General features: G+C 76.1%; 23 protein-coding genes. 13 read left to right on the forward strand and 10 right to left on the reverse strand.

The genetic code is table 11. The features are described from left to right. Positions 1-63 precede the first annotated feature (63 nt). The 6 genes from HUT16_RS30885 to HUT16_RS30905 form a co-directional block, all read right to left on the reverse strand. Complete coding sequence (locus HUT16_RS30885) at positions 64-684, reverse strand: hypothetical protein (protein ID WP_217712117.1); 621 nt, start codon at positions 682-684, stop codon at positions 64-66. 123 nt (positions 685-807) lie between these two features. Continuing rightward, the gene (locus HUT16_RS30890) at positions 808-1701 is read right to left on the reverse strand and encodes a beta-ketoacyl synthase N-terminal-like domain-containing protein (RefSeq protein ID WP_303392114.1); all 894 of its coding nucleotides are present in this window, start codon (positions 1699-1701) and stop codon (positions 808-810) included. Next, positions 1629-1925: a hypothetical protein gene (locus HUT16_RS39435; protein WP_303392115.1), complete on the reverse strand. Its 297-nt coding sequence runs from the start codon at positions 1923-1925 to the stop codon at positions 1629-1631. Before HUT16_RS39435 ends, HUT16_RS30890 begins: the two co-directional genes overlap by 73 nt. Further along, entirely contained in the window at positions 1922-2254 is a 333-nt protein-coding gene (locus tag HUT16_RS30895) for an acyl carrier protein (protein WP_254898062.1), read from the reverse strand. Before HUT16_RS30895 ends, HUT16_RS39435 begins: the two co-directional genes overlap by 4 nt. Beyond that, a complete protein-coding gene (locus tag HUT16_RS30900; RefSeq protein ID WP_176191323.1) occupies positions 2254-2520 on the reverse strand; it encodes an acyl carrier protein in 267 nt (88 codons plus the stop codon). Before HUT16_RS30900 ends, HUT16_RS30895 begins: the two co-directional genes overlap by 1 nt. A 156-nt stretch (positions 2521-2676) precedes the next feature. Further along, positions 2677-4083, reverse strand: coding sequence for a class I adenylate-forming enzyme family protein (locus HUT16_RS30905; RefSeq protein WP_176191324.1), 1407 nt, complete (start codon positions 4081-4083; stop codon positions 2677-2679). Between the two features lie 187 nt (positions 4084-4270). On the opposite strand from HUT16_RS30905, the gene HUT16_RS30910 reads away from it, so the two are divergent. From HUT16_RS30910 to HUT16_RS30925, 4 genes are all read left to right on the forward strand, one after another. Then, positions 4271-5377, forward strand: coding sequence for an alpha-hydroxy acid oxidase (locus HUT16_RS30910; protein WP_176191325.1), 1107 nt, complete (start codon positions 4271-4273; stop codon positions 5375-5377). A gap of 78 nt (positions 5378-5455) precedes the next feature. Beyond that, a complete protein-coding gene (locus HUT16_RS30915) occupies positions 5456-6370 on the forward strand; it encodes a methyltransferase domain-containing protein (RefSeq protein WP_254898063.1) in 915 nt (304 codons plus the stop codon). Continuing rightward, positions 6370-7329: an alpha/beta hydrolase gene (locus HUT16_RS30920; protein ID WP_176191326.1), complete on the forward strand. Its 960-nt coding sequence runs from the start codon at positions 6370-6372 to the stop codon at positions 7327-7329. Before HUT16_RS30915 ends, HUT16_RS30920 begins: the two co-directional genes overlap by 1 nt. Continuing rightward, complete coding sequence (locus HUT16_RS30925) at positions 7326-8660, forward strand: PLP-dependent aminotransferase family protein (protein ID WP_176191327.1); 1335 nt, start codon at positions 7326-7328, stop codon at positions 8658-8660. The genes HUT16_RS30920 and HUT16_RS30925 overlap by 4 nt, the downstream gene beginning before the upstream one ends. A gap of 78 nt (positions 8661-8738) precedes the next feature. Here HUT16_RS30925 and HUT16_RS30930 read toward each other — a convergent pair whose 3' ends face one another. The 3 genes from HUT16_RS30930 to HUT16_RS30940 all read right to left on the reverse strand — a co-directional run bounded on the left by HUT16_RS30930 (position 8739) and on the right by HUT16_RS30940 (position 11890). Beyond that, positions 8739-9503: an ABC transporter permease gene (locus HUT16_RS30930; RefSeq protein ID WP_176191328.1), complete on the reverse strand. Its 765-nt coding sequence runs from the start codon at positions 9501-9503 to the stop codon at positions 8739-8741. A gap of 101 nt (positions 9504-9604) precedes the next feature. Further along, the gene (locus tag HUT16_RS30935) at positions 9605-10561 is read right to left on the reverse strand and encodes an ATP-binding cassette domain-containing protein (protein WP_217712191.1); all 957 of its coding nucleotides are present in this window, start codon (positions 10559-10561) and stop codon (positions 9605-9607) included. A gap of 147 nt (positions 10562-10708) precedes the next feature. Continuing rightward, positions 10709-11890 (reverse strand): glycosyltransferase, encoded by a 1182-nt coding sequence (locus tag HUT16_RS30940; RefSeq protein ID WP_176191330.1) that lies wholly within the window; start codon positions 11888-11890, stop codon positions 10709-10711. A 242-nt stretch (positions 11891-12132) separates the two neighbouring features. Between HUT16_RS30940 and HUT16_RS30945 the strand changes: the two genes are divergently transcribed. The 9 genes from HUT16_RS30945 to HUT16_RS30985 all read left to right on the forward strand — a co-directional run bounded on the left by HUT16_RS30945 (position 12133) and on the right by HUT16_RS30985 (position 21855). Then, positions 12133-13065: a 3-oxoacyl-[acyl-carrier-protein] synthase III C-terminal domain-containing protein gene (locus tag HUT16_RS30945; RefSeq protein WP_176191331.1), complete on the forward strand. Its 933-nt coding sequence runs from the start codon at positions 12133-12135 to the stop codon at positions 13063-13065. A gap of 148 nt (positions 13066-13213) precedes the next feature. Continuing rightward, positions 13214-13534, forward strand: coding sequence for an acyl carrier protein (locus HUT16_RS30950; RefSeq protein ID WP_176191332.1), 321 nt, complete (start codon positions 13214-13216; stop codon positions 13532-13534). A gap of 5 nt (positions 13535-13539) precedes the next feature. Continuing rightward, complete coding sequence (locus HUT16_RS30955) at positions 13540-14433, forward strand: 2-hydroxy-acid oxidase (protein ID WP_176191333.1); 894 nt, start codon at positions 13540-13542, stop codon at positions 14431-14433. Continuing rightward, a complete protein-coding gene (locus tag HUT16_RS30960; protein ID WP_176191334.1) occupies positions 14430-15248 on the forward strand; it encodes a 4'-phosphopantetheinyl transferase superfamily protein in 819 nt (272 codons plus the stop codon). The genes HUT16_RS30955 and HUT16_RS30960 overlap by 4 nt, the downstream gene beginning before the upstream one ends. Positions 15249-15261: 13 nt before the next feature. Beyond that, positions 15262-16143, forward strand: a complete 882-nt coding sequence (locus HUT16_RS30965; RefSeq protein ID WP_176191335.1) for a hypothetical protein — start codon at positions 15262-15264, stop codon at positions 16141-16143. 4 nt (positions 16144-16147) lie between these two features. Next, positions 16148-17812, forward strand: a complete 1665-nt coding sequence (locus HUT16_RS30970; protein ID WP_254898064.1) for a condensation domain-containing protein — start codon at positions 16148-16150, stop codon at positions 17810-17812. Positions 17813-17914: 102 nt separating this feature from the next. Next, positions 17915-19585 carry a condensation domain-containing protein gene (locus HUT16_RS30975; RefSeq protein ID WP_176191336.1) on the forward strand — a complete coding sequence of 557 codons (1671 nt, stop codon included), beginning with the start codon at positions 17915-17917 and terminating at the stop codon, positions 19583-19585. Positions 19586-19703: 118 nt separating this feature from the next. Continuing rightward, entirely contained in the window at positions 19704-20762 is a 1059-nt protein-coding gene (locus HUT16_RS30980; protein ID WP_176191337.1) for a cation diffusion facilitator family transporter, read from the forward strand. Between the two features lie 142 nt (positions 20763-20904). Next, entirely contained in the window at positions 20905-21855 is a 951-nt protein-coding gene (locus HUT16_RS30985) for a DUF5996 family protein (RefSeq protein ID WP_176191338.1), read from the forward strand. A gap of 45 nt (positions 21856-21900) precedes the next feature. On the opposite strand, the gene HUT16_RS30990 is transcribed toward HUT16_RS30985, so the two are convergent. Then, on the reverse strand, positions 21901-23469 hold the full coding sequence (locus HUT16_RS30990; RefSeq protein WP_176191339.1) for a glycosyltransferase family 39 protein: 1569 nt from the start codon (positions 23467-23469) through the stop codon (positions 21901-21903). Positions 23470-23810 lie beyond the last annotated feature (341 nt).

Here is a 23810-nt window from a genome sequence, read left to right on the forward strand (position 1 = left end):
GGTGCGGGGTCGGGGCGTCGGGGTGGGGCGTGGGGTCGGGCGGGGCGCGCGGGCGGCCGGGGCTCAGGGGGCGAGCAGGACGGCGGTGGCCCGGTCGGGCGGCCCCTGGACGGCGATGACGGCCAGCACCTGGTCGGCGTCGCCGTCCTCGATCAACAGGGCCGCCCGCTCGTGCAGGTCGCGCTCCTCCTCGAAGCCCAGGCCGAGCGCGACCACCGGCCCGTCCAGCTGCCAGCGGGCGGCGACGTGGCCGAGCACGGCGTTCGGGTTGGACTGGAAGAACAGCAGCGGGGCGACCCGCTGCCCGGTGGCGTTGGCCCGGGCCAGCGCGTCGGCGGTGCCGGTGTCGCCGCTCGGGCTGACCAGCAGCAGCGCGGTGCGCGGCGCCCCGGCGGCCGGCGGCGGGCCGTAGCGGGCGCGCAGGCAGCGCTCGGCGGTCTCGGCCACCAGCGGGCTGAACGCGGACTCCACGAAGCCCGCGATGGCGGGCAGTTCGTCCCCCGGACGCTCCGGCCACCGCGCGGCGGCCAGCACCCGCAGCGGCCCGGAGAGCACGCGGGGCGCCACGGCGGACCCGGCGACGGGCACCGCGACGGTCCCGCCGACCGGCACCGAGGACGGGGGCGGTGGCGGAGGCGGCGGTGGGTCGGTGACGAGGACGGGGACGGAGGGCGGGGCGGTCATGCGGGAGCCACCAGGAGGACGGGCCGGGGACGGCCGGGCGGGAACGGTCGGGGAGGGCCGGAACGGCTGGAGCGGGAACGGCTGGAGCGGGGAGGACGGGAACGGGGACGGTGCGCCCGCGGGTCAGGCGGGTGCCACCAGGAGCGCGGTGTTCGCGCCGCCGAACGCGGCGTTCACGGTCAGCGCCAGGGCGGGTGCGGGCGCGGCCGGGCGGGGCCGGTCGAGGACCAGGTCGAGCGGGCAGTCCGGGTCCGGGGCCTGCCAGCCGGCGTTGACCGGCAGCGCACCGGCCCGCAACGCGCCGACCGTGGCGGCGAGTTCGAGCAGGGCGGAGGCTTCCAGGGCGTGCCCGTGCACGGACTTGGTGGAGCTGACCGGCGGGGTGCCGGCCGGGAAGACGCTGCGCAGGGCGGCGGCCTCGGCCAGGTCGCCGAGCTTGGAGCCCGCGCCGTTGGCGTTGACGTAGCCGACCGCGGCCGGTGCGGCGCCCGCCCGGGCGAGCGCGCCGTGCACCGCCCTGGCCAGGCCGGTGCCGTCGGGGTGCGGCCGGCAGACGTGGAAGGCGTCCCCGGTCCTGGCCCAGCCGGCGATCCGGGCCAGGGCGGTGCCGCCGCGCCGGCGCAGGGCCGGTGCGGACTCCAGGACCACGGCCACCGCCGCGTCGCCGAGCAGCATGCCCTGCCGGCCCAGGCTGAACGGGCGCACCGCGCCGTCCCCGGCCAGGGCCCGACCGGCGTCGAACACCGCGAAGGTGTCCGGCTCGACCAGGTACCCGGCGGCGACCACCACGCGTTCGCGGCGGCCGGAGGCGATCAGCGCGGCGGCGTCGGCGACCGCGCCGGACGCCGCGACGCACGCGCCGGTGTACACCCGGGGGCGCAGTCCGGTGCGGTCGCCGACCTCGGCGGCGACCGGTCCGGCCCGCCGGTCGCCGTGCAGGGCGATCAGCAGTTCCTCGGGCCCGTCGGCGGGGCGGGGCCCGGGCGGGCCGGAGAGTGCGCCGGCCTCGGCGAGCACCGCGACCAGCTGGTCGGCCAGCCGGGCGAGCCCGGGCCGGCCGCGGCGTGGTCGGCGCGGCGGCCGGCGGTGCCGAAGCGCTCCACCGGGGCGAACGCGGGCCGTCCCGCGAGCACGCCGTCGGTGAGCGCGGCCAGCCCCGCGCCGAACGCCGAGCGGACCCCGATCCCGCCGACCAGGACGGCGCGCCGCGGCGGGCCGCTCCGGAGCGCGGTCGACGTCATGGCGCGGCGGCCCCCGCGCCGAGCCCCTGGACGGCGCCGGCCGTCGCGGCGTCGGCCGTCGCAGCGTCGATCCGCGCGGCGTCGTCCGTTGCGGCGTCGATCTGCGCGCCGAGCGCGGCCACCGCGTCGTCCACCGTGCGGATGGCGTCCAGCCGTTCGTCGTCCAGGTCGATCTGCACGCCGTACTGCTGCTCGGCCTCGGCGATCAGCCAGGTCAGTTCCAGCGAGCCCAGGTGCTCGTCGACCTGCTCGGGGGCGCGGTCGCCGTAGCGGGCCAGCATGGCCACCGCCTCGGACCGGCCGAAGCGGGTTCCGGCGTCGGTGCTCATCAGACGCTGCCCACCGAGGTCTTGGCGATCCGGCCGGCGACCTCGGCGCTGAACTCGTCGATGGTCATCAGCGCGGTGGACTCCATGTCGTCCAGCTCGAAGCGGATGCCGAACTCCTCCTCGACCTGCACCGCGAGGTCGGCCAGTGCCAGCGACTCCAGGTCGAGGCCGGCCGGGCCGAGGTCGGTCTCCGAAGTGACCTGCGAGACGTCGTAGTTCATCGACGCCAGGGTGGTGAGGACGAACGAGCGGATCTGTTCCTGCATGGACGGGCTCTCTTCAGTGCGTCGGGAGGGGAGATGAGGGGTGGGGCGGGGTGCTTCCGGGCAGGGCGCACCGACGGACGGGCGGACGGTGTCTGGAGCCGTCGACCCGGCCGGGCGCACGGCACCGGAAGGGGGTTGAGCGGTCGGGCGGGTGGATCAGCGGGCGTCGTCGGCCTGTCGGCGCAGGGCGGCGGCGTCCCGCAGCAGCTTCCCGGTGGCGGTCCGGGGCAGCCGCGGCATCAGGTGCAGTCGGCGGGGCAGCTTGTAGCCCGCCAGCTCCTTGCCCAGCAGTTCGCGCAACTGCTCGGCGGGACCGCCCCGTTCGGACGGCGAGGAGGTGACGCCCTCGGCGGTCGCGGCGTACGCCTCGATCGCGCCGTCGGCGAACAGCACCACGGCCTCGACCACACCGGGGAGCCCGGTGAGGGCCTGTTCGACCTCGTTGAGGTCGACCTTGAGGCCGCCGATGGAGATCTGGGAGTCGCGCCGCCCGAGCACGGTGACCAGGCCGGTGGCGGCCTCGATCAGGGCGGCGTCACGGGTGTGCAGCAGGCCGTCCGACCAGCGGGTCGGGTCGGTCGGGCCCAGGTACGGGGACTGCTCCCGGGCGATGTGCAACTCGCCGCCGACCACGGACAGTTCCATCCCGTGGACGGGTTCCACGGCCGGATGGGTGCGTCCGGTCAGGTCGGTGGCGATCACGCCGGTCTCGGTCATCCCGTACATGGTGCCCAGCGGCACCCCGAAGCGTTCGCGGAACGCCGCGGGCAGCTGCGGGCGGACGAGTTCGCCCGCCACCACCATCCGCCGCAGCTGCGGCAGTTCGGGTGGCGCGACGGCCGCGGCCAGCAGCTCGGCGTGGAACGGCACCCCGATCACGGTGGTCGGGGCGCCGCCCTCGGCGATGGCGGCCAGGATGCCCCCAGGGGTCATCCGCTGCGGCACCACCAGCTCCACGCCCGCGTGCAGGGCGTGCAGCAGTCCGCCGACCAGGCCGAGCACGTGCACCGTCGAGGACAGCAGCACGGTGCGCTCGCCGCGGGTCGGGAACTCCGGCAGCCGGGCGTAGCAGTCGAGTTCGCGCAGCAGGTCGGCGGCCGTCCGGGCGATCACCTTGGACGGGCCGGTCGACCCCGAACTGAGCTGCACCAGGGCGTGCTCGGAAGCGGCCGCGACCCCGTCCGGGAGCGACCGGAACGTCGGCCGCCCGTCGGCGAGTTCGACCAGCACCCGGGGGTGCAGCCGGTCCACCGCGCGGTCCACCTCGGCGGTGGTCAGCCGGTGGTCCAGCAGGACCGCCTGCGCGCCGGAGCGCCACGCGGCCAGCAGGACCGCGACGAACTCCGCGGAGGGCGGCATCCGCAATGCCACCGTCCCGTGTTCGCCGAGGCCGGCGGCGGCCAACTGCCGCTGCCGTTCGGCCACCAGGGCCCGCAAGGTCCCTCTGGCCACCGGAGCGCCGAAGCGCAGGCACGGTTCGCCGTCCGGTCCGGCGAGTAACTGCTCGTCCACCCAGTCCGCGGCAACCGTGCCGCCGCGCACCGGGGTTGGGGTAAGCGTCAACGCAACTCCACGCGCTCGTGTGGGAAGCAAGGTTCGGAAGTTGTGATGCTTCGGTGTGGACCCCCGTCGGTGCCGACCTTTGCACGGGAGCGCATCAAGGGTCAAGGTCTATACCAGTGGCTGGTCGCCCCCTACGCTGTCCCTCGTTTTCGCACGAGTTGACGAATCATCAGGAGGTTCGGACGCGATGGTTCCGCTCACCCTGGCGGAGCACGGCGCGCTGGCCGAGGCCCGACTGCCCGCCGTGATCTGGGACTTCTTCGAAGGAGCGGCCGGAACCGAGTGGACCGCCCGGGCCAATCCGGACGCCTGGCAGCGGTACCTGCTGCGCCCGCGCGTCCTGGTCGACGTCTCGGCCCCCGACTGCGGCACCGAGCTGTTCGGCGCCCGGCTGGCCGCCCCGTACGGCGTCGCCCCGATGGCCTACCACGGGCTGGCCCACCCCGACGCCGAGTGCGCCACCGCCCGGGCCGCCGCCGGGGCCGGCGCGCTGCTGGTCACCAGCATCTTCGCCGGGCGCACCCTGGAGGAGATCGCCGCGGCCGCGCCCGACGCGGTCCGCTGGCTCCAGCTGTACTGGCTGCGCGACCGGGAGGCGCTCGCCGCCCTGGTCCGGCGGGCCGAGGCGGCGGGCTACCGGGCGCTGGTGCTCACCGTCGACGCGCCCAAGGTCGGCCGCCGGCTGCGCGACCTGCGCAACGCCTTCGCGCTGCCGCCCGGCATGACCGCCGCCAACCTGGCGGCCCGGCTCACCAGCGGCGCCGGGCACGCCGAGGCGGGCCGCTCCGGCATCGAGGAGCACTCCCGGCAGCAGTTCGACCCGACCGTCACCTGGGCCGACCTGGCCTGGCTGCGGCGGCGCACCGGACTGCCGCTGCTGCTCAAGGGCGTGCTCACCGCCGAGGACGCGCGGCTCGCCGTCGACCACGGCGTGGACGGCCTGGTGGTCTCCAACCATGGCGGCCGCCAGCTCGACGGCACCCCGCCCGCGCCGGACGCGCTGGCTGAGGTGGTGGACGCCGTCCCCGCCGACCTCCCGGTGCTGGTCGACGGCGGCCTGCGGCACGGCGCCGACCTCGCCCGGGCGGTGGCCCTCGGCGCCCGTGCCGCGCTGGTCGGCCGGCCGGTGCTGTGGGGCCTGGCGCACGGCGGCGCGGACGGCGCCCGGGCGGTGCTCGACCTGCTGCGCGAGGAGCTGCTCGACACCATGGTGCTGGCCGGCCGGCCCACCCTCGCGGACCTCGACCGCGGCGCGCTGGCGCCCCGGCCGCCGGCCGCCCGGACGCACCGCTGAGCGCGCGTCCCTCTCCTTATATATAGGGGCTCATGACGGAGCACCGACAAAGAGATCGAAAGAGAACGGAAGGACCACGTGACGACCACCGAGAACCCCGCCCCCGCCGCGCCCGCCGAGCCGCCCGCGGCAGCACCCGCGACACCCGCCGCGGCAGCGCCCGCGACGCCCGCCGTGCTGCCCGTCGCGCCGTCCGCCGCAGAGCTGTTCGACGGCTGGGACTGGGAGGACCCGCAGGGCCTCGAGGCCCGTACCGACGCGTTCACCGAGGACCTCGCCCGGTGCACCAGCATCGAGACGGTCCGCCCGGAAGTGCCGCGCACCCACCGGGAGCTCCGGGAACTCGGCGTCACCGGCATCGAGTTCGCCGCGTTCCGCACCCGCCACCCGCAGGGCCTGGGCACCGACCTGGTCGGCCTGCACACCGACACCGGGGCCACCCGCCCCGGCCCGGTCTACCGGATCGACGGCGGCAGCCTGTACACCAGCCTGGACATCACCGAACCGCTCCCGTTCGCCGACCACAGCGTGGACTGGGTCTACGCCGAGCACCTGATCGAGCACGTCCCGCTCGGCACCGCCGTGTACTGGCTCGCCGAGGTGCGCCGCGTCCTGCGCCCCGGCGGCCTGCTCCGGCTCACCACCCCGGACCTGGCCAAGTACGTCGCCGGCTACCTCGACGACCGCGAGCAGTTCTTCCGCCGCCACCGCCGCCGCCTGCGCACCATGCGGGTCGGCCCGCCGATGCCGGAGCGGCGGGCCTTCATGATGAACCAGATCTTCTACCACTTCGGCCACCGCTGGATCTACGACGAGGACGAACTGCGGTACGTGCTGGACCGCGCCGGGTACGGTGGGTTCGCCGTCACCCGACGGGAGTTCCAGACCGGCGCCCGACCGGACGTCGCCGCCCTCGACACCGCCTTCCGCAAGGACGAGTCGATCTACCTGGAGGCCGTCGCCCCCGACGCCGCCCCCGGAGGACCGCACTGATGCCGCTGCACCCCCAGGCCGAGGCGATGCGGGCCCGCCGCGCCGCCGCGGGCACCCCGCCGCTGTACACCCGCACCCTCGCCGAGGCCCGCGCCGCCGACCTCGCCGACCTGCGCGCCGCCACCGGGGGCGGTGAACCCGTGCACCACGTCGGCGAGTTCACCGTCGAGGGCCCCGGCGGCCCGCTCGCCCTGCGCCACTACCGGCCCGCGCCCCGCCCCGCGGACGCCGCGCCCGGACCGGCCCTGCTCTACCTGTACGGCGGCGGCTGGGCGCTCGGCTCGCTGGAGACCGGCGACCCGGTCTGCCGCGCGCTGGCCAACGCCACCGGCGCCGACGTGCTCGCCGTCGGCTACCGGCACGCCCCCGAGCACCGCTTCCCGGCCGCCGTCCACGACTGCTGGGCCGCCCTCGACTGGATCGCCCGCCACGCCGCCGAGTTGGGCCTCGACCCGGCCCGGATCGCGGTGGGCGGCGACAGCGCCGGCGGCAACCTGGCCGCCGCGCTCACCCTGCTCGCCCGGGAGCGCGGCGGCCCCGCGATCCTGCACCAGCTGCTGGTCTACCCCAACACCGACCACCGCGTCCCCGCGCAGGGCGAGGCCGACCCGGCGCTGTTCAACCGGCACTCGGTGGCCTGGTACTGGTCGCACTACCTGGCCGACCCGGCCGACGCCGCGGACCCGCTGGCCTCCCCGCTGCGGGCCCCCTCGCTGGCCGGGCTGCCCCCGGCCACCGTGATCACCGCCGAGTACGACCCGCTGCGCGAGGAGGGCGAGGAGTACGCCGAGGCGCTGCGGGCCGCCGGGGTGCCGGTCGAACTGCGCCGCTACGACGGCATGCCGCACGGCTTCTTCGCCATGCCCGGCGTGCTCGACGACGGCCGCGCCGCCCAGCGCTACGCCGCCGACCGGCTGCTGGCCGCCTACCGGGCCGACCGGGACGGGGCCGCGCGGTGAGCCGGGTGCTGGACCTGGCCGACCTGCACGGCTCGCTGTCCGACCCGCTGCTGGACGCGATGACCTTCCTCAACGAGGTCACCGGCCGCTACCCGGACGCGGTCTCCTTCGCCCCCGGCCGCCCGTACGAGGAGTTCTTCGACCCGGCCGACATCCCCAAGCACCTGGAGACCTACCTGCACCACCTGCGGGCCGAACGCGGCCTGACGGAGGCCCAGGTCCGCCAGGAGGTGTTCCAGTACGGGCGCACCAAGGGCCTGATCGCCCCGCTGATCGCCCGCGCGCTGGCCGCCGACGAGGGCATCGACACCGACCCCGAGGCGCTGGTGGTCACCGTCGGCGCCCAGGAGGGCATGCTGCTGGTGCTGCGCGCCCTGTGCGCGGGCCCGGACGACGTGCTGCTGGTCTCCGCGCCCTGCTACGTCGGCGTCACCGGCGCCGCCCGGCTGCTCGACCTCACCGTGCACCCCGTGCCGGAGGCCGGGCCCGACGGCGGGCTCGACCCCGAGGCGCTGGCCGCCGCCGTCCGCGACCTGCGCGCCGCCGGGAAGCGCCCCCGGGCCTGCTACGTCGTCCCCGACTTCGCCAACCCCAGCGGCGCCAGCATGGCCGAACCGGCCCGCCGCCGACTGCTGGAGGTCGCCGAGGAGAGCGGCGTCCTGCTGATCGAGGACAACCCGTACGGCTTCTTCGGCCGCACCGCCGCCGCCCGCCCCACCCTCAAGGCCCTGGACGGGGACCGCGGCAACGTGGTCTACCTCGGCTCCTTCGCCAAGACCTGCTTCCCCGGCGCCCGGGTCGGCTACGTGGTCGCCGACCAGCGGGTGGCCGGCGGGGCCGGCACCGGTCTGCTCGCCGACGAGCTCGCCAAGCTCAAGAGCATGACCACGGTGAACACCTCGGCGCTCAGCCAGGCCGTCATCGGCGGCATGCTGCTGGACGGCGGGCTGCGCCTGCGGGACGCCAACGAGCCCGCCAGGGGCTTCTACGCCCGGAACATGGACACCCTGCTGGCGGCGCTGGAGACGGCCTTCCAGGGCGTCCCCGGCGTCTCCTGGAACCGCCCCGACGGCGGGTTCTTCGCGGTCGTCACGGTGCCGTTCCGGGCCGACGCGCGGGCCCTGGACGCCTGCGCCCGCGCGCACGGCGTGCTGTGGACGCCGATGGACGGCTTCCACCCCGGCGGCGGCGGTGAGCGGCAACTGCGGTTGTCCTGCTCGTACCTGACCCCGGAGCAGATCACCGACGGGGTGCGGCGGCTGGCCGCGTTCGTCCGGGAGCGCGCGGCGGACGGCGGCGCGGCGGACGGCGGCGCGGCCGACGGCGGCTGAGCGCACGGACGCAGCACCGAGCGGGGCCCGGCGGCCAGAGTGCCGGGCCCCGCTCGGTGCTGCGCCGGTCCGCCCGGGTCAGCGGATCCGCTGGGCGAACAGCCGGGCCGACCAGGCCACCGCGACGGCCATCAGCAGGCCGGTCAGCAGCAGGCCGCGCCACACCTCGGGGGCGTCCAGGTGGCCGGCGAACAGGGCGCGCATGCCCTCCACCGCCCAGTAGCAGGGGTTCCAGGACGCGGCGGTGCGCAGCCAGGCCGGGGCCAGCGCGATCGGCAGCAGGGTGCCGGAGATCAGCGCCAGCGGCTGCGCGATGGTGTTGACCACCGGGCCGAGCGCGGCGTCGGTGGGCACCAGCAGCGCCAGGCCGTAGGAGACCGAGGACGCCATCAGCGCCATCAGCGCCAGCATCGCCATCGCCAGCAGCAGGTCGGCCAGGCCCACGGTCAGGCCGAACGGGATCGCCAGCACGGCGATCAGCACCGACTGGATCAGCAGCGCCGTGGTCTCCCGCAGCGCCCGGCCCAGCAGCAGGGCGACCCGGCTGACCGGCGTCACCCGGGAGCGCTCGATGACGCCCGAGTGCAGCTCGCCCAGCAGCGTGAAGCCGGTGAACAGGCCGCCCATCAGGGCCAGCGCGGACAGCAGGCCGGGCACGTAGATCCGGTAGGCGTCGGCGGTGCTGTGCGCGCCGGACGCGGCCAGCGCGGAGGTCAGCAGCGGGGCGAACAGCAGCAGGTAGCACAGGGGTTGGAGCAGCCCGACGGCGATCCACACGGGGGAGCGGGCCATCAGGAGCAGTTGGCGCTGGTAGACCAGCCAGGTGTCGCGGGCGAGCTTCACGGGGACCTCGGGGGCGTCGGTGCCGGAAAGACGGGAGGACGGGAGGACGGGAGGACGGAAAGACGGGAGGACGGGAGGACGGGAGGACGGAAAAGGGGTGGTCAGCTGCTGTGGACCAGCGCGCGGCCGGTCAGGGCCAGGAACACGTCGTCCAGGCTGGGGCGCTGCAACTGGACGTGCTCCGGCTCGATGCCGACGGCGGCCAGGGTGCGCAGCAGCTGCGGGATCGCGGTGGCCGCGGAGTCCACGTGCAGGCGCAGCCCGTCCTCGCCGGGCAGCGCCTCCAGGCGCTGGACGCACGGCAGTTCGGCGAGCGCGCGCTCGGCGCCGGCGGTGGTCTCCGGGTCGGGCAGGCCGATGGTGACGGAGTCGCCGGAGATCTTCTGCTTGAGCTCCTCGGGGGTGCCCTCGGTGACGATGCCGCCGTTGTCGACGATGCCGATCCGGTCGCACAGGGCGTCGGCCTCGTCCAGGTAGTGGGTGGTCAGCAGCACCGTCATGCCCTGCTCGCGCAGGCGGCGGACCTCGGCCCACACCTGGGAGCGGCTGCGCGGGTCGAGGCCGACGGTCGGCTCGTCCAGGAACAGCACCCTGGGGCGGTGGACGACGCCGAGCGCCAGGTCGAGGCGGCGGCGCTGGCCGCCCGAGTACGTCTTGCAGACCCGGTCGCCGAACTCGGTCAGGTCGAAGGCGGCCAGGCCCTGCTCGGCGCGCTGGACGGCCTCGGCCTTGCGGACGCCGTACATCCGGGCCTGGAGGACGAGTTCCTCGCGGGCGGTGGCCTGGTCGGTGGTGCCGCCGCCCTGGGCGACGTAGCCGATCCGGCGGCGGACCTCGCCGGGCTCGGCGCGCAGGTCGGCGCCGGCCACGGTGGCGGCGCCGCCGTCGGGGACGAGCAGGGTGGCGAGCATGCGCAGCGTGGTGGTCTTGCCTGCGCCGTTCGGGCCGAGGAGGCCGTAGATCTCGCCCTCCGCGACGGTCAGGTCGATGCCGCGCACCGCGTCGACGGCGGCGGCGCCGCGGCGGGGCTGGAAGGACTTGCGCAGCCCCTTGGTCACGATCAACCCGGACTCCTGTGGTCGGTGGGTGCGGATGGGTGCGGATGGGTGCTCGGAGCGGTTCCGAGGGGGCGGGGGACGCCGGAGCAGACCCTAGGGCCCGATCCCGCCCCCCGGCAATGGTCTGGACCAGGTGGCGGGGCGGGTTCAGCGCGGTGCGCGCGCGAACCGCTCCAGCCGCGCGACGGCCGCCACCGCACCCCCGCCGTCCCGCAGTTGACGCCCCACCAGTTCGGCGGCGCGGCGGTACGAGGGGTCCTCCAGGACGGTGCGCAGCGCCGTGCGCAGCTGCTCGGACGAGGCGGTGGCGAAGTCGACTCGGACGGCCGCGCCCAGCGCGGCCAGCCGGCCGGCGGTCACCGGCTGGTCGTGGCGGATCGGGGCGACCACCAACGGCCGCCCGTGGACGAGGGACTCACCGACGGTGTTCATCCCGCCGTGGCACAGTACGGCCTCCACCGCCCCGCGCTCAAGCAGTTCCAGCACCGGGACGCGCCCGCGGCCGATCGACCCCGGCGGCAGCCCGACCTCCCCCGGGGCCGCCACCACCGCCTGCACGTCCGGCAGTCCGGCCAGCGCGGCGGACGTCCGCTCCAGGAAGCCGCCCGCCACCTCGGCGGACAGCGTGCCCATGGTGACCAGCACCCGGTGCGGCCGCTCCAGCAGCCGGTCCCACGGGAACGGCTCGGGCCGCTCGTCGAGCAGCGGCCCGACCAGCGCGTACTCGGCCGGCACCGCCGCCGGGTCCAGGCCGAGCAGCGCCGCGCAGGTCGGGGCGACCACCAGGCCGGGGGAGAAGCGCGGGTCGGCGTACTCGGCGGCGGGCAGCCCGGCCCGCTCCCACAGGCCGCGCAGCACCTCCTCCCGCCAGGCCGTCAACGCGCCGTCGCCGCCCAGCGGATCGCCGACCTCCAGCGAGGACGGCGCGAAGGTCGCCCACGGCACGCCCGCGCCGTGCGCGGCCAGCGCGCCCGCCGGGCTGTGCTGGTCGACCAGCACCGCGTCCGGCCGCCACCCCGCGACGGCCCGCCGCACCGCGCCCAGGGTGAACCTGGTGTGCGGCACCACGAAGCCCTCCCACAGCGAACGCACCGCCGCCGCCCCGCCCACCGCCTGCTCCCGGAACAGCCGGGCGCCGGTCGGGTGCACCACCGCGTCCGGCCCGAGCAGCGGCCGCAGCGCCGCCTCCGGCCCCACCCAGGCCACCTCGTGCCCGCGCGCGGCCCAGGCCCGGGCCAGCGCCCGGGCCGGCAGCAGGTGGCCGGCCAGCGGCGGCACCACGATCAGCAGGCGCAGCGGGGGAGCGGTGGTGGGGTCGGTCGCGGGCACGGAGGTCCTCCTCGGAGCGGGGGTGCGGGGCGGGGCGGGACGGGCCCGGACGGGGGGCTTGACAGGGGCAGGACGACGGGAGAGGCGGGGGGAAGCGCGGCGGCCGGGGCCGCGGGCCTGCGGCGGCCCACACGGATCGTGGGCAAACGAGGGAGAAGTGGTACAGACCACGAGGGGGTCCGGGGAAGGAAGCACCGGAGATCCCTTGTGCGGGCCGGTGAGGCGACGGAATACTAGCCCGCGTGACCGCTCTGGAGGCAGTCGCCGTCCACCTGCCACCCCTGGCCGAACCGGTCGAACTGGTCGGAGAGCGCCTTGGGCTGACGGAACGTCAGATCAGACTCTTCCGCCGTTTCCACGGACTGGACCAGGTCAGGGTGGACCCCGACGGAGACCTGACCGATCTGCTCACCGCCGCAGCGAAGGCCCTGGCCCCGCTGCGCGGCAACGAACACCGGGTGAAGTACGTGCTGCACGCGCGCAGCCTGCCGATCGCGGTGCCCTACCCGCACAACCCGCTGCACGACGCGCTCGGCCGTCTGGGGCTGACGCACGCACGTGCCTTCACCATCACCCACCACGCCTGCGCCGGCTCGCTGCTGGCCCTGGACGTGGCCGGTCGGCTGCTGGCGGCAGACCCCGACCCCGAGGCGACGGCGCTGATCCTGGCGGGCGAGAAGACCTTCACCCGGGACGCCCGCATCGTCCCGGAGACCGCCCTGTTCGGCGAAGGGGCGGCCGCCTGCCTGGTGCGGGCCGGAGGCGAACACGACCGCGTGCTGTCCTACGCGGTCGACCAGCGCGGCGAGTTCGACGGGCGACTCGCCGCGGATCCGGAGCTCATGGTGCGCTACCAGCGCAGCTACCCGGAGCTGATGACGGCCGTGATGGAAGCGGCGCTGGAGGAGGCCGGCGAGAGCTGGGACTCGATCCGGCTGCTGCTGCCGCACAACGTCAACCAGATCTCCTGGCAACGGATCTGCCGCCGGATCGGGTACCCGATCGAACGCGTGGTGCTGGACAACGTCCCGGCGGTGGGGCACAGCTTCGCCGCCGACATCCTGCTCAACCACCACACCGCCACCACCCGCGGCCTGCTCCGCCGCGGCGACCGCTACCTGGTCGCCGCGTCCGGGATCGGCGCGACCTTCGCCGCCATGGTGCTCCAGCACTGACGCCCGCCCGGCGCCCGGTGCCCGCACCGGAGCCGCGCCCGGGCCGAACCGCGCCCTGCGCCGTGCCGTGCCGCGCCGCGCACCCGCCCAGTCCACCCGCCCGTACCCCGGCCCGCCGCCGGGGCGCCGGCCAGATCAGGGGATCGCCATGACCGACTCCGCCCTGCCCGAGACCACCGCCGACACCGCGGCCACCGCCGTCGTCGACCCCGAACTGCGCGACCGCGCCCTCGACGGGATCCTGCTGCTGCTGCCCCAGGTGCTCAAGCGCGAACTCCCCGAGATCGGCGAGAACGCCTGCCTGTTCGACGAGGTCGGCCTCACCTCCGCCGCCACCCTGGAACTCATCCTGGAACTGGAGGACCACCTCGACGTGCAGATCGACGTCGAGGGCATCGACCAGGACGACCTGCGCTCGGTCGGCACCCTCGCGGGCTTCGTCGCCGGGCACGTGATCGTCGAGGACTGACGACCGTGCGCGTCCGCGGACCGCTCCCCGCCACCACCCTGCCGCGCACCGCCTCCCCGCTGCGCCTGACCGCCGCCCACGCCCTCGACCTGCCCGGCCACTCGCCGCTCGCCGCCGACCCCGACCTGCGCACCTTCACCGCCGACCTGACCCGCCCGTACGGGGTCGAACTCGCCGAGGACGCGCTGGCCGGGGCCCGCGGGCAGTCGTACGCGGCGCTGGCCGGGCGCGCCATCGACGCCCTGGTCGGCCCGGACCGCCCGGTCGACCTGCTGGTGCTGGTCTACGCGGTGCCCGACGTCCGCCCCGGACAGGCCGTCGCCCTGCACCTCGGCGAGTCCTGCCCCGGCGAGCCGATGTCCTTCGCGATCTGCGACGAGGGCGCCGGCGCCGCCTTCAGCGCGCTGCGGATCGCCGACGCCTACGCCCGCACCGGTGGCGTGCCCCGGCGCGCCCTGCTGATCGCCGTCGAACAGGCCGACCTGCACCACCGCCCGCACCGGCCCGCCCGGCTCCCGGACCGCCACTCCGCCGCCGCCCTGCTCTGGGAGGCGGCCCCGGAGCCGGCCGCGCCCCCCGGCCGTTCGCTCCAAAGCCTGTGCAGCGCAACGGAAGTGACGGACCGTCAGATCGGCGGCGCGCTCAAGGAGCTGTGCGCCGAACTCCCGGACGAGGCGGTGCTGCTGCTCGGCCCCGGCCTGACCGGCGTCGAACCGCCGCCCGGCCCGGACACCCGGACGGCCCGCCCCGGCAACCCGTACACCGGTGGCTGGGCCGCGCTCGCCGCCGCCCTCGCCGACCCCGGCCTCGCCGACCGGCCGCTGGCGCTCGCCGACCTGGAACCGGAGACCGGCCGCCTCGACCTCGCGCACTGGACGGCCGCGGGAGCCGGCCGATGACGGACGTCTGGCTGATCCGCACCGACATCCTGCTGCCCCGGGTCCGTGCCCTGCTCGACGAGGAGGAGCTCGCCCGCGCCGACCGCCACCCCGACGGGCCGGGACGCCACCGCTTCGTCGCCGCGCACGCCGCCGCCCGCCTGCTCACCGCCGAGGCCGCCGGCCTGCCCCCGGAACGCGTCCGCTGGCGCCGCGGCCCGCACGGACGCCCCGAACCCGACGGCCTGCAAGGAGAGTTGAGCGTCAACCTGAGCACCTCCGGGCCGTGGGCGCTGTTCGCCGTGCACCGCCGGGGCGAGGACGGGGACGGCGACGGGCCCGCGGCCGGCGGCATCGGCGTCGACCTGGAGCCCGTCCCCGGCGACCGGGTCGCCGCCCGGCTCGCCGCCCGCTACTACCGGGCGGACGAGACCACCCGGGACGCCGAGGAGTTCGCCCGCCGCTGGACGCGCAAGGAGGCGTACGCCAAGGCGTACGGCGGACGCCTCGCCGACGGGCTGCGCACCCACGCCGGACCGCCCGGCGACGGGCCCGGACCGCACCGGATGCACGGCCCGCTCGGACCGTGCACCGTCCACGACCTGCCCGCGCCCCCCGGCTACCGGGCCGCCCTCGCCCGCACCGGCACCCGGCCGCTGCGGCCGCGCCTGCGCCCTACCCGGACCCGCGCCCGGCCGCGCACGCCTGACCGCCCGCACCCCGCCCGTCGCACCCCCGCCGCCCGCCCGCCGCTCCGCCGCATCGCACCGTACCGCCCGCCGCACCGCCCGGCGGGGACCGCCGCACCCCCCGCCGCCCGTCGGCCCCGACCCTGACTGAGGCCCCGCCATGAGCACCCGCCACCCCGACGACGCCACCCCGCTGCCCACCGCCGCGCCGGGCGTCCAACTCCAGCCCGCCGCCTACGAGAAGCTGCTGCGCGCCCTGAGCGACTCGATCGCCGCGCTGGCCGCCGACGAGCCCTTCGAGCGGCTCGTCGTCCCGCCCGTGATCTCCCGCGCCACCATCGAACGGGCCGGCTACGTCGCCTCCTTCCCGCACCTGCTCGGCACCGTGCACAGCTACTCCGGCAGCCCCGCCGAATGGCGGCGGCTCTCCCCGCTGATCGCCGAGTCCGGCCCCTGGCACACCGGCCAGCAGATCTCCGACCTGGTCCTGCTGCCCGCCGCCTGCTACCCCGTGTACGCCGGACTCACCGGCCGGGACCTCCACGAGCCCGTCCGCTACAGCGTCGAGGCCCAGTGCTTCCGGCAGGAGGCCACCGCCGAGCCCGGCCGGCTGCGCAGCTTCCGGATGGCCGAACTCGTCACCGCCGGCACCGCCGAGCACTGCCAGGACTGGCGCGAGCACTGGCTGGGCCGGACCGCCGACTGGCTGGAGGGCCTCGGGCTCAAGCCCGCGGTCGAACTCGCCGACGACCCGTTCTTCGGCGGCGGCCGCCGGGTCTACCAGGCCGCCCAGCGCGCCCAGGAGCTGAAGTTCGAACTGCGCGTCCCGGTGGCCGACGACCTGCCGCAGGCCATCGCCTCCGCCAACATCCACAAGGACCACTTCGGCGAGGTCTTCGACTTCACCGCCGACGGCGCCACCGGCCACACCGCCTGCACCGCCTTCGGCCTCGACCGGATCGCCCTCGCCCTGCTGCACGCCCACGGCACCCGCCCCGCCGACTGGCCCGAGCACATCAGCACCGCCCTGAAGGGAGACTGACGCCGTGTCGGACGTGCGAACCGTCGTGCTGCGGTACCGGGCCGGGGCGCCCGGCGCCGAAGGGCCGGTCACCCTCGGCCAGGACAACATGCTCCGCTGCCTGCGCAACGAGCAGCCCTCGCGCGAGCGGAACGAGCCCTCCTCGCTGAACAAGCAGGCCACCTGGACCGTCCCCGAGACCGCCGACACGGCCCGCTGCCTGGCCGCCCTGCGTACCCTCGCCGAGCGGCACGCCGCCCTGCGCACGGTCTTCCCCGACGCCGGTGGCGAGCAGCTCCCCGCCGTCCAACGGCAGCTCCAGGAAGGCGAGTTCACCGTCCAGGTGATCGCCCTCGACCCGGCCGGGGACGCCACCGCCCGGGCCGAGGCGTTCGGCTGGGACGAGCGCTGCCACCCGTTCGACCTCGCCGCCGACTTCCCGCTCCGGCTCGGCCTGATCACCCGCGACGACCGCCCGGTCGCGCTCGGCGTGGTGGTCAGCCACGCCCAACTCGACGGCGTGGCGACGGGCCTGCTCTTCAAGGACTGGATGGTCCTGGCCGCCGGCGGCGAACTCCCCCCGCCGGCCGGCCCCACCCCGATCGAGGTCGCCGAACAGGAGCGCTCCGCGGGCGGACTGCGCCGCGGCCGCGCCGCCCTCCGGCACTGGGAGCGCATCCTGGCGGAGGAGCCCTCCGCCGTCTTCGCCGACGACCGGATCCGCTCCACCGACCACCTGCTGCACACCCTCGCCATCCGCACCCCGGCCGGAGCCGCCGCCCTGGACCGGGCCGTCCGGCGCACCAACAGCTCCAAGTCCGCCGTCCTGACCGCCTGTTACGCCGCCCTGGCGGCCCACCGGGCGGCCCGCTCCACCGTGGTGATGGCCGCGCTCTCCGCCAACCGGCACCGCTCCGTCCTCGCCGAGCACGTCGGCACCCTCGCCCAGGACGCCCTGCTCGTCCTGGACACCGACTGCCCCGACCTCGACACCCTGATCGGCCGCACCCAGGCCCAGGCCCTGTCCGGTTACTGGCACGCCACCTTCGAGACCGAGCGGCTCTGGGAGATCCTCGACGACTCCTCGCTCCGGCGCGGCGCCCGGTTCGTCCGGGACGTCGTGCTGAACGACGTCAGCGGCACCGTCCCCGAGGAACTCGCCGCCCTGCGCCCCGACCCCGCCGCCGACCCCGACCTGAGCTGGTACCCGACCGAACCGCTCCCCACCCGACTGATGATCAACATCTGGCGGACCAGCGGCTGCCTGGAGATCAGCCTGCACGCCCACCCCGACGTCCTCGACCGCGCGGAGACCGAGCACTTCGCCCGCGCCCTGCTCCGCCTGATCGACCTCGCCGGGCAGCGCAACGTCACCCTCGGCCCCGCCGGGGAACTCGCCGCCCTCAGCCGCCTGCCCGTCGGCCGCCGCGAGCGGGGCCGCTGGCAGCAGGTCGGCAGCAACTGGGTCGACCTGGACGCCGTCGCCGACCGGCTGCGCACCGTCCTGGACGTCGAGGACGTCGAAGTGGCCTGGAAGAACGACGAGTTGACGGCGGTGGTGGGGGGAGACTGCGCGCTGACCCCGACCGAGGCGCACACCGCCGTGGTCGACGCGCTCTCCTGGCGCGACACCGTGATGGCCCCGCAGTACTACGTCCTGCCGCGCGGCAGCGGCACCGGGCGCGGCTAGGGCCGTCCGGCCCTAGCGGGCTCTTCGCCGGACGGGCCGGGGCACGGGGCCCGGCCCGTCCGGCCCCGCACATCGGCACCGCTCTGAACGGAGACTGACGACATGTCGGTTGCACCATCCGGGAGTACCCCGGACCACGCCACCCTCACCCTGCGCTACCGGTCCGACGCGCCCGAGGCCGAGGGGCCGCTGACCCTCGGCCAGGACAACATGATCCGCTGCCTGCGCCACGACGAACCCTCGCACATGAACAAGCAGGCCACCTGGACGGTCCCGCCCGGGGCCGAACTCCCGGCCTGCCTCGACGCGTTGCGCACCCTCGCCGAACGCCACGCCGCCCTGCGGACCGTCTTCCCCGGCCCCGCCGACCGCCAGCCCGAACGCCAGCACGTCCGCGCCGAGGGCGAGTTCACCGTCCGGGTGATCCCCCTCGCGGACGGCGAGGACCCGGCCGCCCGGGCCGAGGCGTACTGCTGGGACGGGCGGCGCCGGGCCTTCGACCTGGCCGAGGAGTTCCCGCTCCGCTTCGCCCTGCTCACCCGGGACGGCGCCCCCGTGCTGCTGGCCGTGGTGATCTGCCACGCCCAACTCGACGGCGTCGCCACCGGACTGCTGTTCCAGGAGTGGATCACCCTGGCCACCGGCGGCACCCTGCCCGCGCCCGCCGCGCCCACCCCCGTCGAGGTCGCCGCCCAGGAGCAGTCCGCCGCCGGGCAGCGCCGCACCAAGGCCGCGCTGCGGCACTGGCAGCACATCCTCGCCGAACAGCCCACCTCGGTCTTCGCCGACGACCGGATCGGCCCCAACGACACCCTGCTGCCCACCCTCGGCATCCGCTCCGTCGCGGGCGCCGCCGCCCTGGAACGCGCCGCCGCCCGCACCGGCGCCTCCACCTCGGCCGTCCTGCTCGCCTGCTACGCCGTCCTCACCGCCCACCGGGCCGCCCGCTCCACCGTGGTGATGGCCGCGCTCTCCGCCAACCGGCACCGCCCCGGCCTCGCCGACCACGTCGGCACCCTCGCCCAGGACGCCCTGCTCGCCGTCGACACCGACTGCCCCGACCTCGACACCCTGATCGGCCGCACCCAGGCCCAGGCCCTGTCCGGCTACTGGCACGCCACCTTCGACGCCGAACGGATCTGGCAGCTCATCGAGGACGTCGCCGTCCGGCGCGGCGCCCGGTTCGCCCGGCACGTCGTCGTCAACGACCTCAGCGGCACCGTCCCCCCGGAGGTCGCCGCCGCCCGCCCGCTGCCGCCCGCCGAACCCGACCTCGCCTGGTACCCGGCCGAACCCACCCCCACCCGGCTGATGCTCAACGTCTGGCGCACCGTCGGCTGCCTGGAGTTCACCCTGCACCCCCACCCCGACGTCCTCGACCGCGAGGAGGCCGAACTCTTCGCCCTCGCCCTGCTGCGCCTGCTCGACCTCGCGGGCAGCCGCACCGTCGCCCTCGGCCCCGCCGGGGAGATCGCCGCCCTCAGCGGCCTGCCCGCCGGCCGCCGGGAGAAGGCCCGCTGGCAGCGGGTCGGCAGCAACTGGGTCGACCTGGACGCCGTCGCGGACCTGCTGCGCGCCGCCCTGCCCGCCGCCCGGGACATCGAAGTGGCTTGGGAGGAGGGCGAGTTGACCGCCACCGTCGACACCGGGACGGCCCCGCTCACCCCCGAGCAGGCCCACGCCGCCGTGATGGCCGCCCTCCCCGGCCACGACACCGCGATGGCCCCGCAGCGCTACGTCCTGCCGCACGCCACCGGCACCGGCCGCCCGTAGCACCGGCATCGGCCGCCCGTAGCACCGCCCCGGCCGCCCCGGCCCGACCGGTCCGCCCCGCCGATCCGGTCGGCCCGCGCGGCGGTTGCGCCGCGCGGGCCGGGGCACACGGCAGGGCATGACGAGGGACGAGGCGCACGGCGCGCGGACGGAAGGCCCGGAAGGCCCGCAGGGGCCGGAGGGTGACGGCGAGACCAGGGGGACGGTGCTGGTCGCCCTGATCGCCAACCTGGTGATCGCGCTGGCGAAGATCGCGGGCGGCCTGGTCGCGGCCTCGCCCGCCCTGCTGTCCGAGGCGGCGCACTCGGTCGCCGACAGCCTCAACGAGGTGTTCCTGCTGGCCTCGCTGAGCCGCAGCCGCCGCCGGCCGGACGCCCGCCACCCCTTCGGCTACGGGAAGGAGCGGTTCTTCTGGTCGATGCTGGCCGCCGTCGGCATCTTCGTCACCGGCGGCTGCTTCTCCTTCTACCAGGGCCTGCACACCCTGCTGAACCCGGAGGGGGAGGAGACCGGCGGCTACCTGGTCGTGTACCTGGTGCTGCTGGTCTCGCTGGTCGCGGAGGGCGCCTCGCTGGCCCGGGCCACCCTCCAGGTGCGCCGCCAGGCCCGGCAGGCCGGGCGCGGCCTGGCGGCGCAGCTGCGCCGCGGCGACGACCCCACGGTGCGGACGGTGTTCGCGGAGGACGCGGCGGCGGTGCTCGGCGTCCTGCTGGCCCTGGTCGGCGCCGGGCTGCACCAGTGGACCGGCCGCCCCCAGTGGGAGGCCGCCGCGGCGCTGGCCATCGCCGCGCTGCTGATGTACGTCGCCTACCGGCTCGGCCGGGACGCCAAGGACCGGCTGGTCGGGCAGGCCGTCGACCCCGCCGTCCAGCAGAAGGCGCTGGACGTGCTCACCGAACGGCCCGAGGTCGACACCGTGACCCGGCTGCTGACCATGCAACTCGGCCCCAGCTCCGCCCTGCTGGCCGCCCGGATCGACCTGGTCGACGGACTGGACAGCAACGGCGTCGAGGAGCTCTGCGTCCAGCTCAAGCAGCGGATCAGGAAGACCTGCCCCGACATCGACCAGGTCTTCCTCGACATCACCGCGGCCGACGAGGACGAACGCCGCCGGGCCGCCGAACGCCGCCGCAAGCTGCGCGAGACGGTGCAGCGGGAGGCCGCCGCCGGGAACTGAACGCCCGCGGGGCCGGGCGGACCGACCGCCGTCCGGACGGAGCAGCCACCGGCCCGTCCGGGCGCGTCGCACCCCGTGCTCCGGCCGGGGGCGGTGAGGATGGGCAGCGGCCCCCGCCCCCCTCCCCACGCCGGAGTGCACCATGGAGCTGTTCCCGCCCCTGCCCCTGGAGTCCTGGCGGGACACCAAGGAGACGCTGCACCGCTTCGCCCAGGTCGTCGGCAAGATCCGGCTGGCCGGCAGCCCCCGCCGCAACCACTGGTGGAACGTCCCCTTCCACCTCACCGGACGCGGCATCACCACCCGCCCCACCGGCCCGACCCGCGGCGGCGACGCCTTCACCATCGACTTCGACTTCACCGACCACCGCCTGTACGTCCGCACCCTCGACGGCGCCGAGGACTCCTTCCCGCTCGCCGGGCGCTCGGTCGCCGCGTTCTACCGCGACCTCCTGCGCGTCCTGGTCCACCTCGACATCGACGTCGCCCCCGACCACCCCTACCCCTACGACCTGCCCGACGCGCACCGCCCCTTCGCCGACGACCACGAGCACCGCAGCTACGACCCGGCCGCCGTCACCACCTACTGGCACGTCCTGAGCCAGGTCGCCCTGCTGCTGGAGGAGTACGCCGCCGGGTACTCCGGCAAGACCAGCCCCGTCCACCACTTCTGGCACACCTTCGACCTCGCGGTCACCCGGTTCTCCGACCGGGAGGTCGACCAGCCCGCCGCCGACCCGGTCACCCGCGAGGCGTACTCCCGCGAAGTGATCAGCGCCGGCTTCTGGTTCGGCGACGACCAGGTCCCCGCCCCCGCGTTCTACTCCTACACCGCCCCCGAACCCGCCGGCCTGGACGCCCGCCCGCTGCACCCCGACGCCGCCCGCTGGTCGCCGAGCCGGGGCAGCCACCTCGCCCTGCTGATGTACGACGAGGCCCGGGCGAGTGCCGACCCCTGGCACACCGTGCTGGAGTTCCTGGAGTCCGCGTACCGGGCCGGTGCCGACCTGGCCGGCTGGGGCCGCGCGCGCGAGTGCCCCGGCGGCATCACCGACAGCGCACTGCGCCCCCGGCCCGGAGCCGCCGACCGGTAGCCGGTCGGCGGCCGGTCGGCTACCGGTCAGTGTGTCAGCGGCCGGTCAGTAGAAGTGCCGCAGCCGGGGCCACAGGTGCGACCACGGGGCGACCGTCCCCGTGCACAGCAGCACCGGCGCGTGCTGCTCCTCGTTCGCCAGGCCGTGGCCGTTGTCGACCTCTGCCACTCGGCGGCAGCCGGTGAAGGCCCGCTCGACCTCCGGGTACGCCTCCGGGTGGACCAGCACGACGGGGCCGGTCGCCGAGTCCGGCGGCGGACCCCAGTCGTAGAAGGACATGTGGCCCGAGTACGGGGTCGGCAGGCCGTAGCGGGCGCCGTAGCGCACCAGCGCCCCGGCCTCGCCGTAGTCGGCCGCGAACACCACCGCCCGCCCGCGCTGCTCCGGCGGGACGGCCGCCCAGCCCGCCGCGACCGCCGCCGTCAGCTCCGGCCAGCCCACCTGCTCGGCCGCCTCCGGGTAGAGCACCGACACCACCGACAGCTGCGCGGGCGCCAGCACGGGCAGCGTGATCAGCGAGTCGGCCAGCGCGGCCACCAGCAGCAGCCCCACCAGCCGCACCCGGGTGCGCCGCGTCCCGCCCCCGGTCTCCTCGCCCCCGTCCGCCCGCCGCTCCCACAGCCGCTCCGCGACCGGCTGGCACCCGGCCGCCATCACCAGCAGCAGCGGCGGCAGCGCGTAGTACGGCTTGCCGCCGAGCACCAGCACCAGCGCGCACAGCACCAGGTACCCGTAGCCCAACGGCCTTGCCCAGCGCACCCGTTCGTCGTCGCGCAGGCGGCGGAACCCGGCCAGCCAGACCGGGACCAGCACGGGGGAGAGGTAGAGCAGCTGCATCGGCACGAAGGTCAGCCGGTTGGTCAGGCCGTCCTGGCCGCTGATCCCCGAGGCGACGGTGAGCTGCGGCCAGCCGTGCGCCGCCTCCCAGACCAGGTTCGGCGCCGCCACCAGCAGCGCCAGCAGCGCGCCCGCCGGCAGCCACCAACCGCGCAGCACCGCACGGGAGTCCGGGCCGCAGAAGGCGATCGCGGGCAGCAGCGAGGCGGCCGGCAGCAGCACCAGGTCCTTGTTCAGCAGGGCGACTCCGGCCACCGCCCCGACCGCGAGCCACCAGCGGCGCTCCCCGGTGCGCAGCAGGCGCAGCACCAGCACGCCGAGCACCGTCCAGACGAACAGGTCGAAGCCGGCCGTGCTCAGCAGGTGCCCGACCGCCAGCACCATCGCCGAGACCGCCGCCCCCGCCGCCGCCAGCACCTGACCGGCCCGCCGCGCCCCCAACTCCCGTGCGGCGAAGGCGGTCAGCACCACCGTCGCCGCGCACAGCAGCACCGCGACCGCCCGCAGCCCCGCCGGACCGTCGCCGAACGCCGCCGTGGACAGCCGCGCCAACAGCGGTGTCAGCGGCGGCTGGTCGACGTACCCCCATGCCAAGTGCCGCCCGGCGGCCATGAAGTACAACTCGTCCCGGTGGAACCCGTACCGCCCCACCAGCGCGGCCTGCACCGCCGCGAACCCGGCCGCCACCCCCAGCACCGGCCCGACCGCGAAGCGGGCCGAGCCGGTCGGCGCCGCGGGACCGGCCGCGGCGGTGGACGCTCTCCCCCCTGTGCCCATGCCCCGAGTCTGGCAGCCCCCATCCCGCAGGCCCACCCGCCGGAACCCGGAAACGCACCGGGGACACCCCCGGGAAAACCCTGATGATCGCCCGGCCGGTCGGTGGCTGCCCTGCGCCGAGCCCCCGGTGATGCCGGTGGGGCACGCCTGGCAGGTCGAGTGCGCCGAGCCCGGGCCGCGCGGCGACGAGCAGATCGACCGCCTGCCGGCGCGGTGCCTGCCTGTGCGTGGCGCGGTACTTCCACGACGCGGACGACGCGGAGCGCCACCGGGCGGACGGCGCCGACCTGTTCGGCCGGCACCTCGGATGCGCGGCGCTCGACTTCCTCGCCGCGACCGGT

The organism is Kitasatospora sp. NA04385 (assembly GCF_013364235.1).
GTDB lineage: Bacteria > Actinomycetota > Actinomycetes > Streptomycetales > Streptomycetaceae > Kitasatospora.

Excerpts from the sequence above, each read along its gene's own strand:
- HUT16_RS30990 (WP_176191339.1), bottom strand. The coding sequence starts at position 23,469 with ATGGGCACAGGGGGGAGAGCGTCCACCGCCGCGGCCGGTCCCGCGGCG.
- HUT16_RS30895 (WP_254898062.1), bottom strand. The coding sequence starts at position 2,254 with ATGAGCACCGACGCCGGAACCCGCTTCGGCCGGTCCGAGGCGGTGGCC.
- HUT16_RS30900 (WP_176191323.1), bottom strand. The coding sequence starts at position 2,520 with ATGCAGGAACAGATCCGCTCGTTCGTCCTCACCACCCTGGCGTCGATG.
- HUT16_RS30885 (WP_217712117.1), bottom strand. The coding sequence starts at position 684 with ATGACCGCCCCGCCCTCCGTCCCCGTCCTCGTCACCGACCCACCGCCG.
- HUT16_RS30910 (WP_176191325.1), top strand. The coding sequence starts at position 4,271 with ATGGTTCCGCTCACCCTGGCGGAGCACGGCGCGCTGGCCGAGGCCCGA.
- HUT16_RS30975 (WP_176191336.1), top strand. The coding sequence starts at position 17,915 with ATGTCGGTTGCACCATCCGGGAGTACCCCGGACCACGCCACCCTCACC.
- HUT16_RS30985 (WP_176191338.1), top strand. The coding sequence starts at position 20,905 with ATGGAGCTGTTCCCGCCCCTGCCCCTGGAGTCCTGGCGGGACACCAAG.
- HUT16_RS30965 (WP_176191335.1), top strand. The coding sequence starts at position 15,262 with ATGAGCACCCGCCACCCCGACGACGCCACCCCGCTGCCCACCGCCGCG.
- HUT16_RS30980 (WP_176191337.1), top strand. The coding sequence starts at position 19,704 with ATGACGAGGGACGAGGCGCACGGCGCGCGGACGGAAGGCCCGGAAGGC.
- HUT16_RS30950 (WP_176191332.1), top strand. The coding sequence starts at position 13,214 with ATGACCGACTCCGCCCTGCCCGAGACCACCGCCGACACCGCGGCCACC.
- HUT16_RS30920 (WP_176191326.1), top strand. The coding sequence starts at position 6,370 with ATGCCGCTGCACCCCCAGGCCGAGGCGATGCGGGCCCGCCGCGCCGCC.
- HUT16_RS30960 (WP_176191334.1), top strand. The coding sequence starts at position 14,430 with ATGACGGACGTCTGGCTGATCCGCACCGACATCCTGCTGCCCCGGGTC.
- HUT16_RS39435 (WP_303392115.1), bottom strand. The coding sequence starts at position 1,925 with ATGACGTCGACCGCGCTCCGGAGCGGCCCGCCGCGGCGCGCCGTCCTG.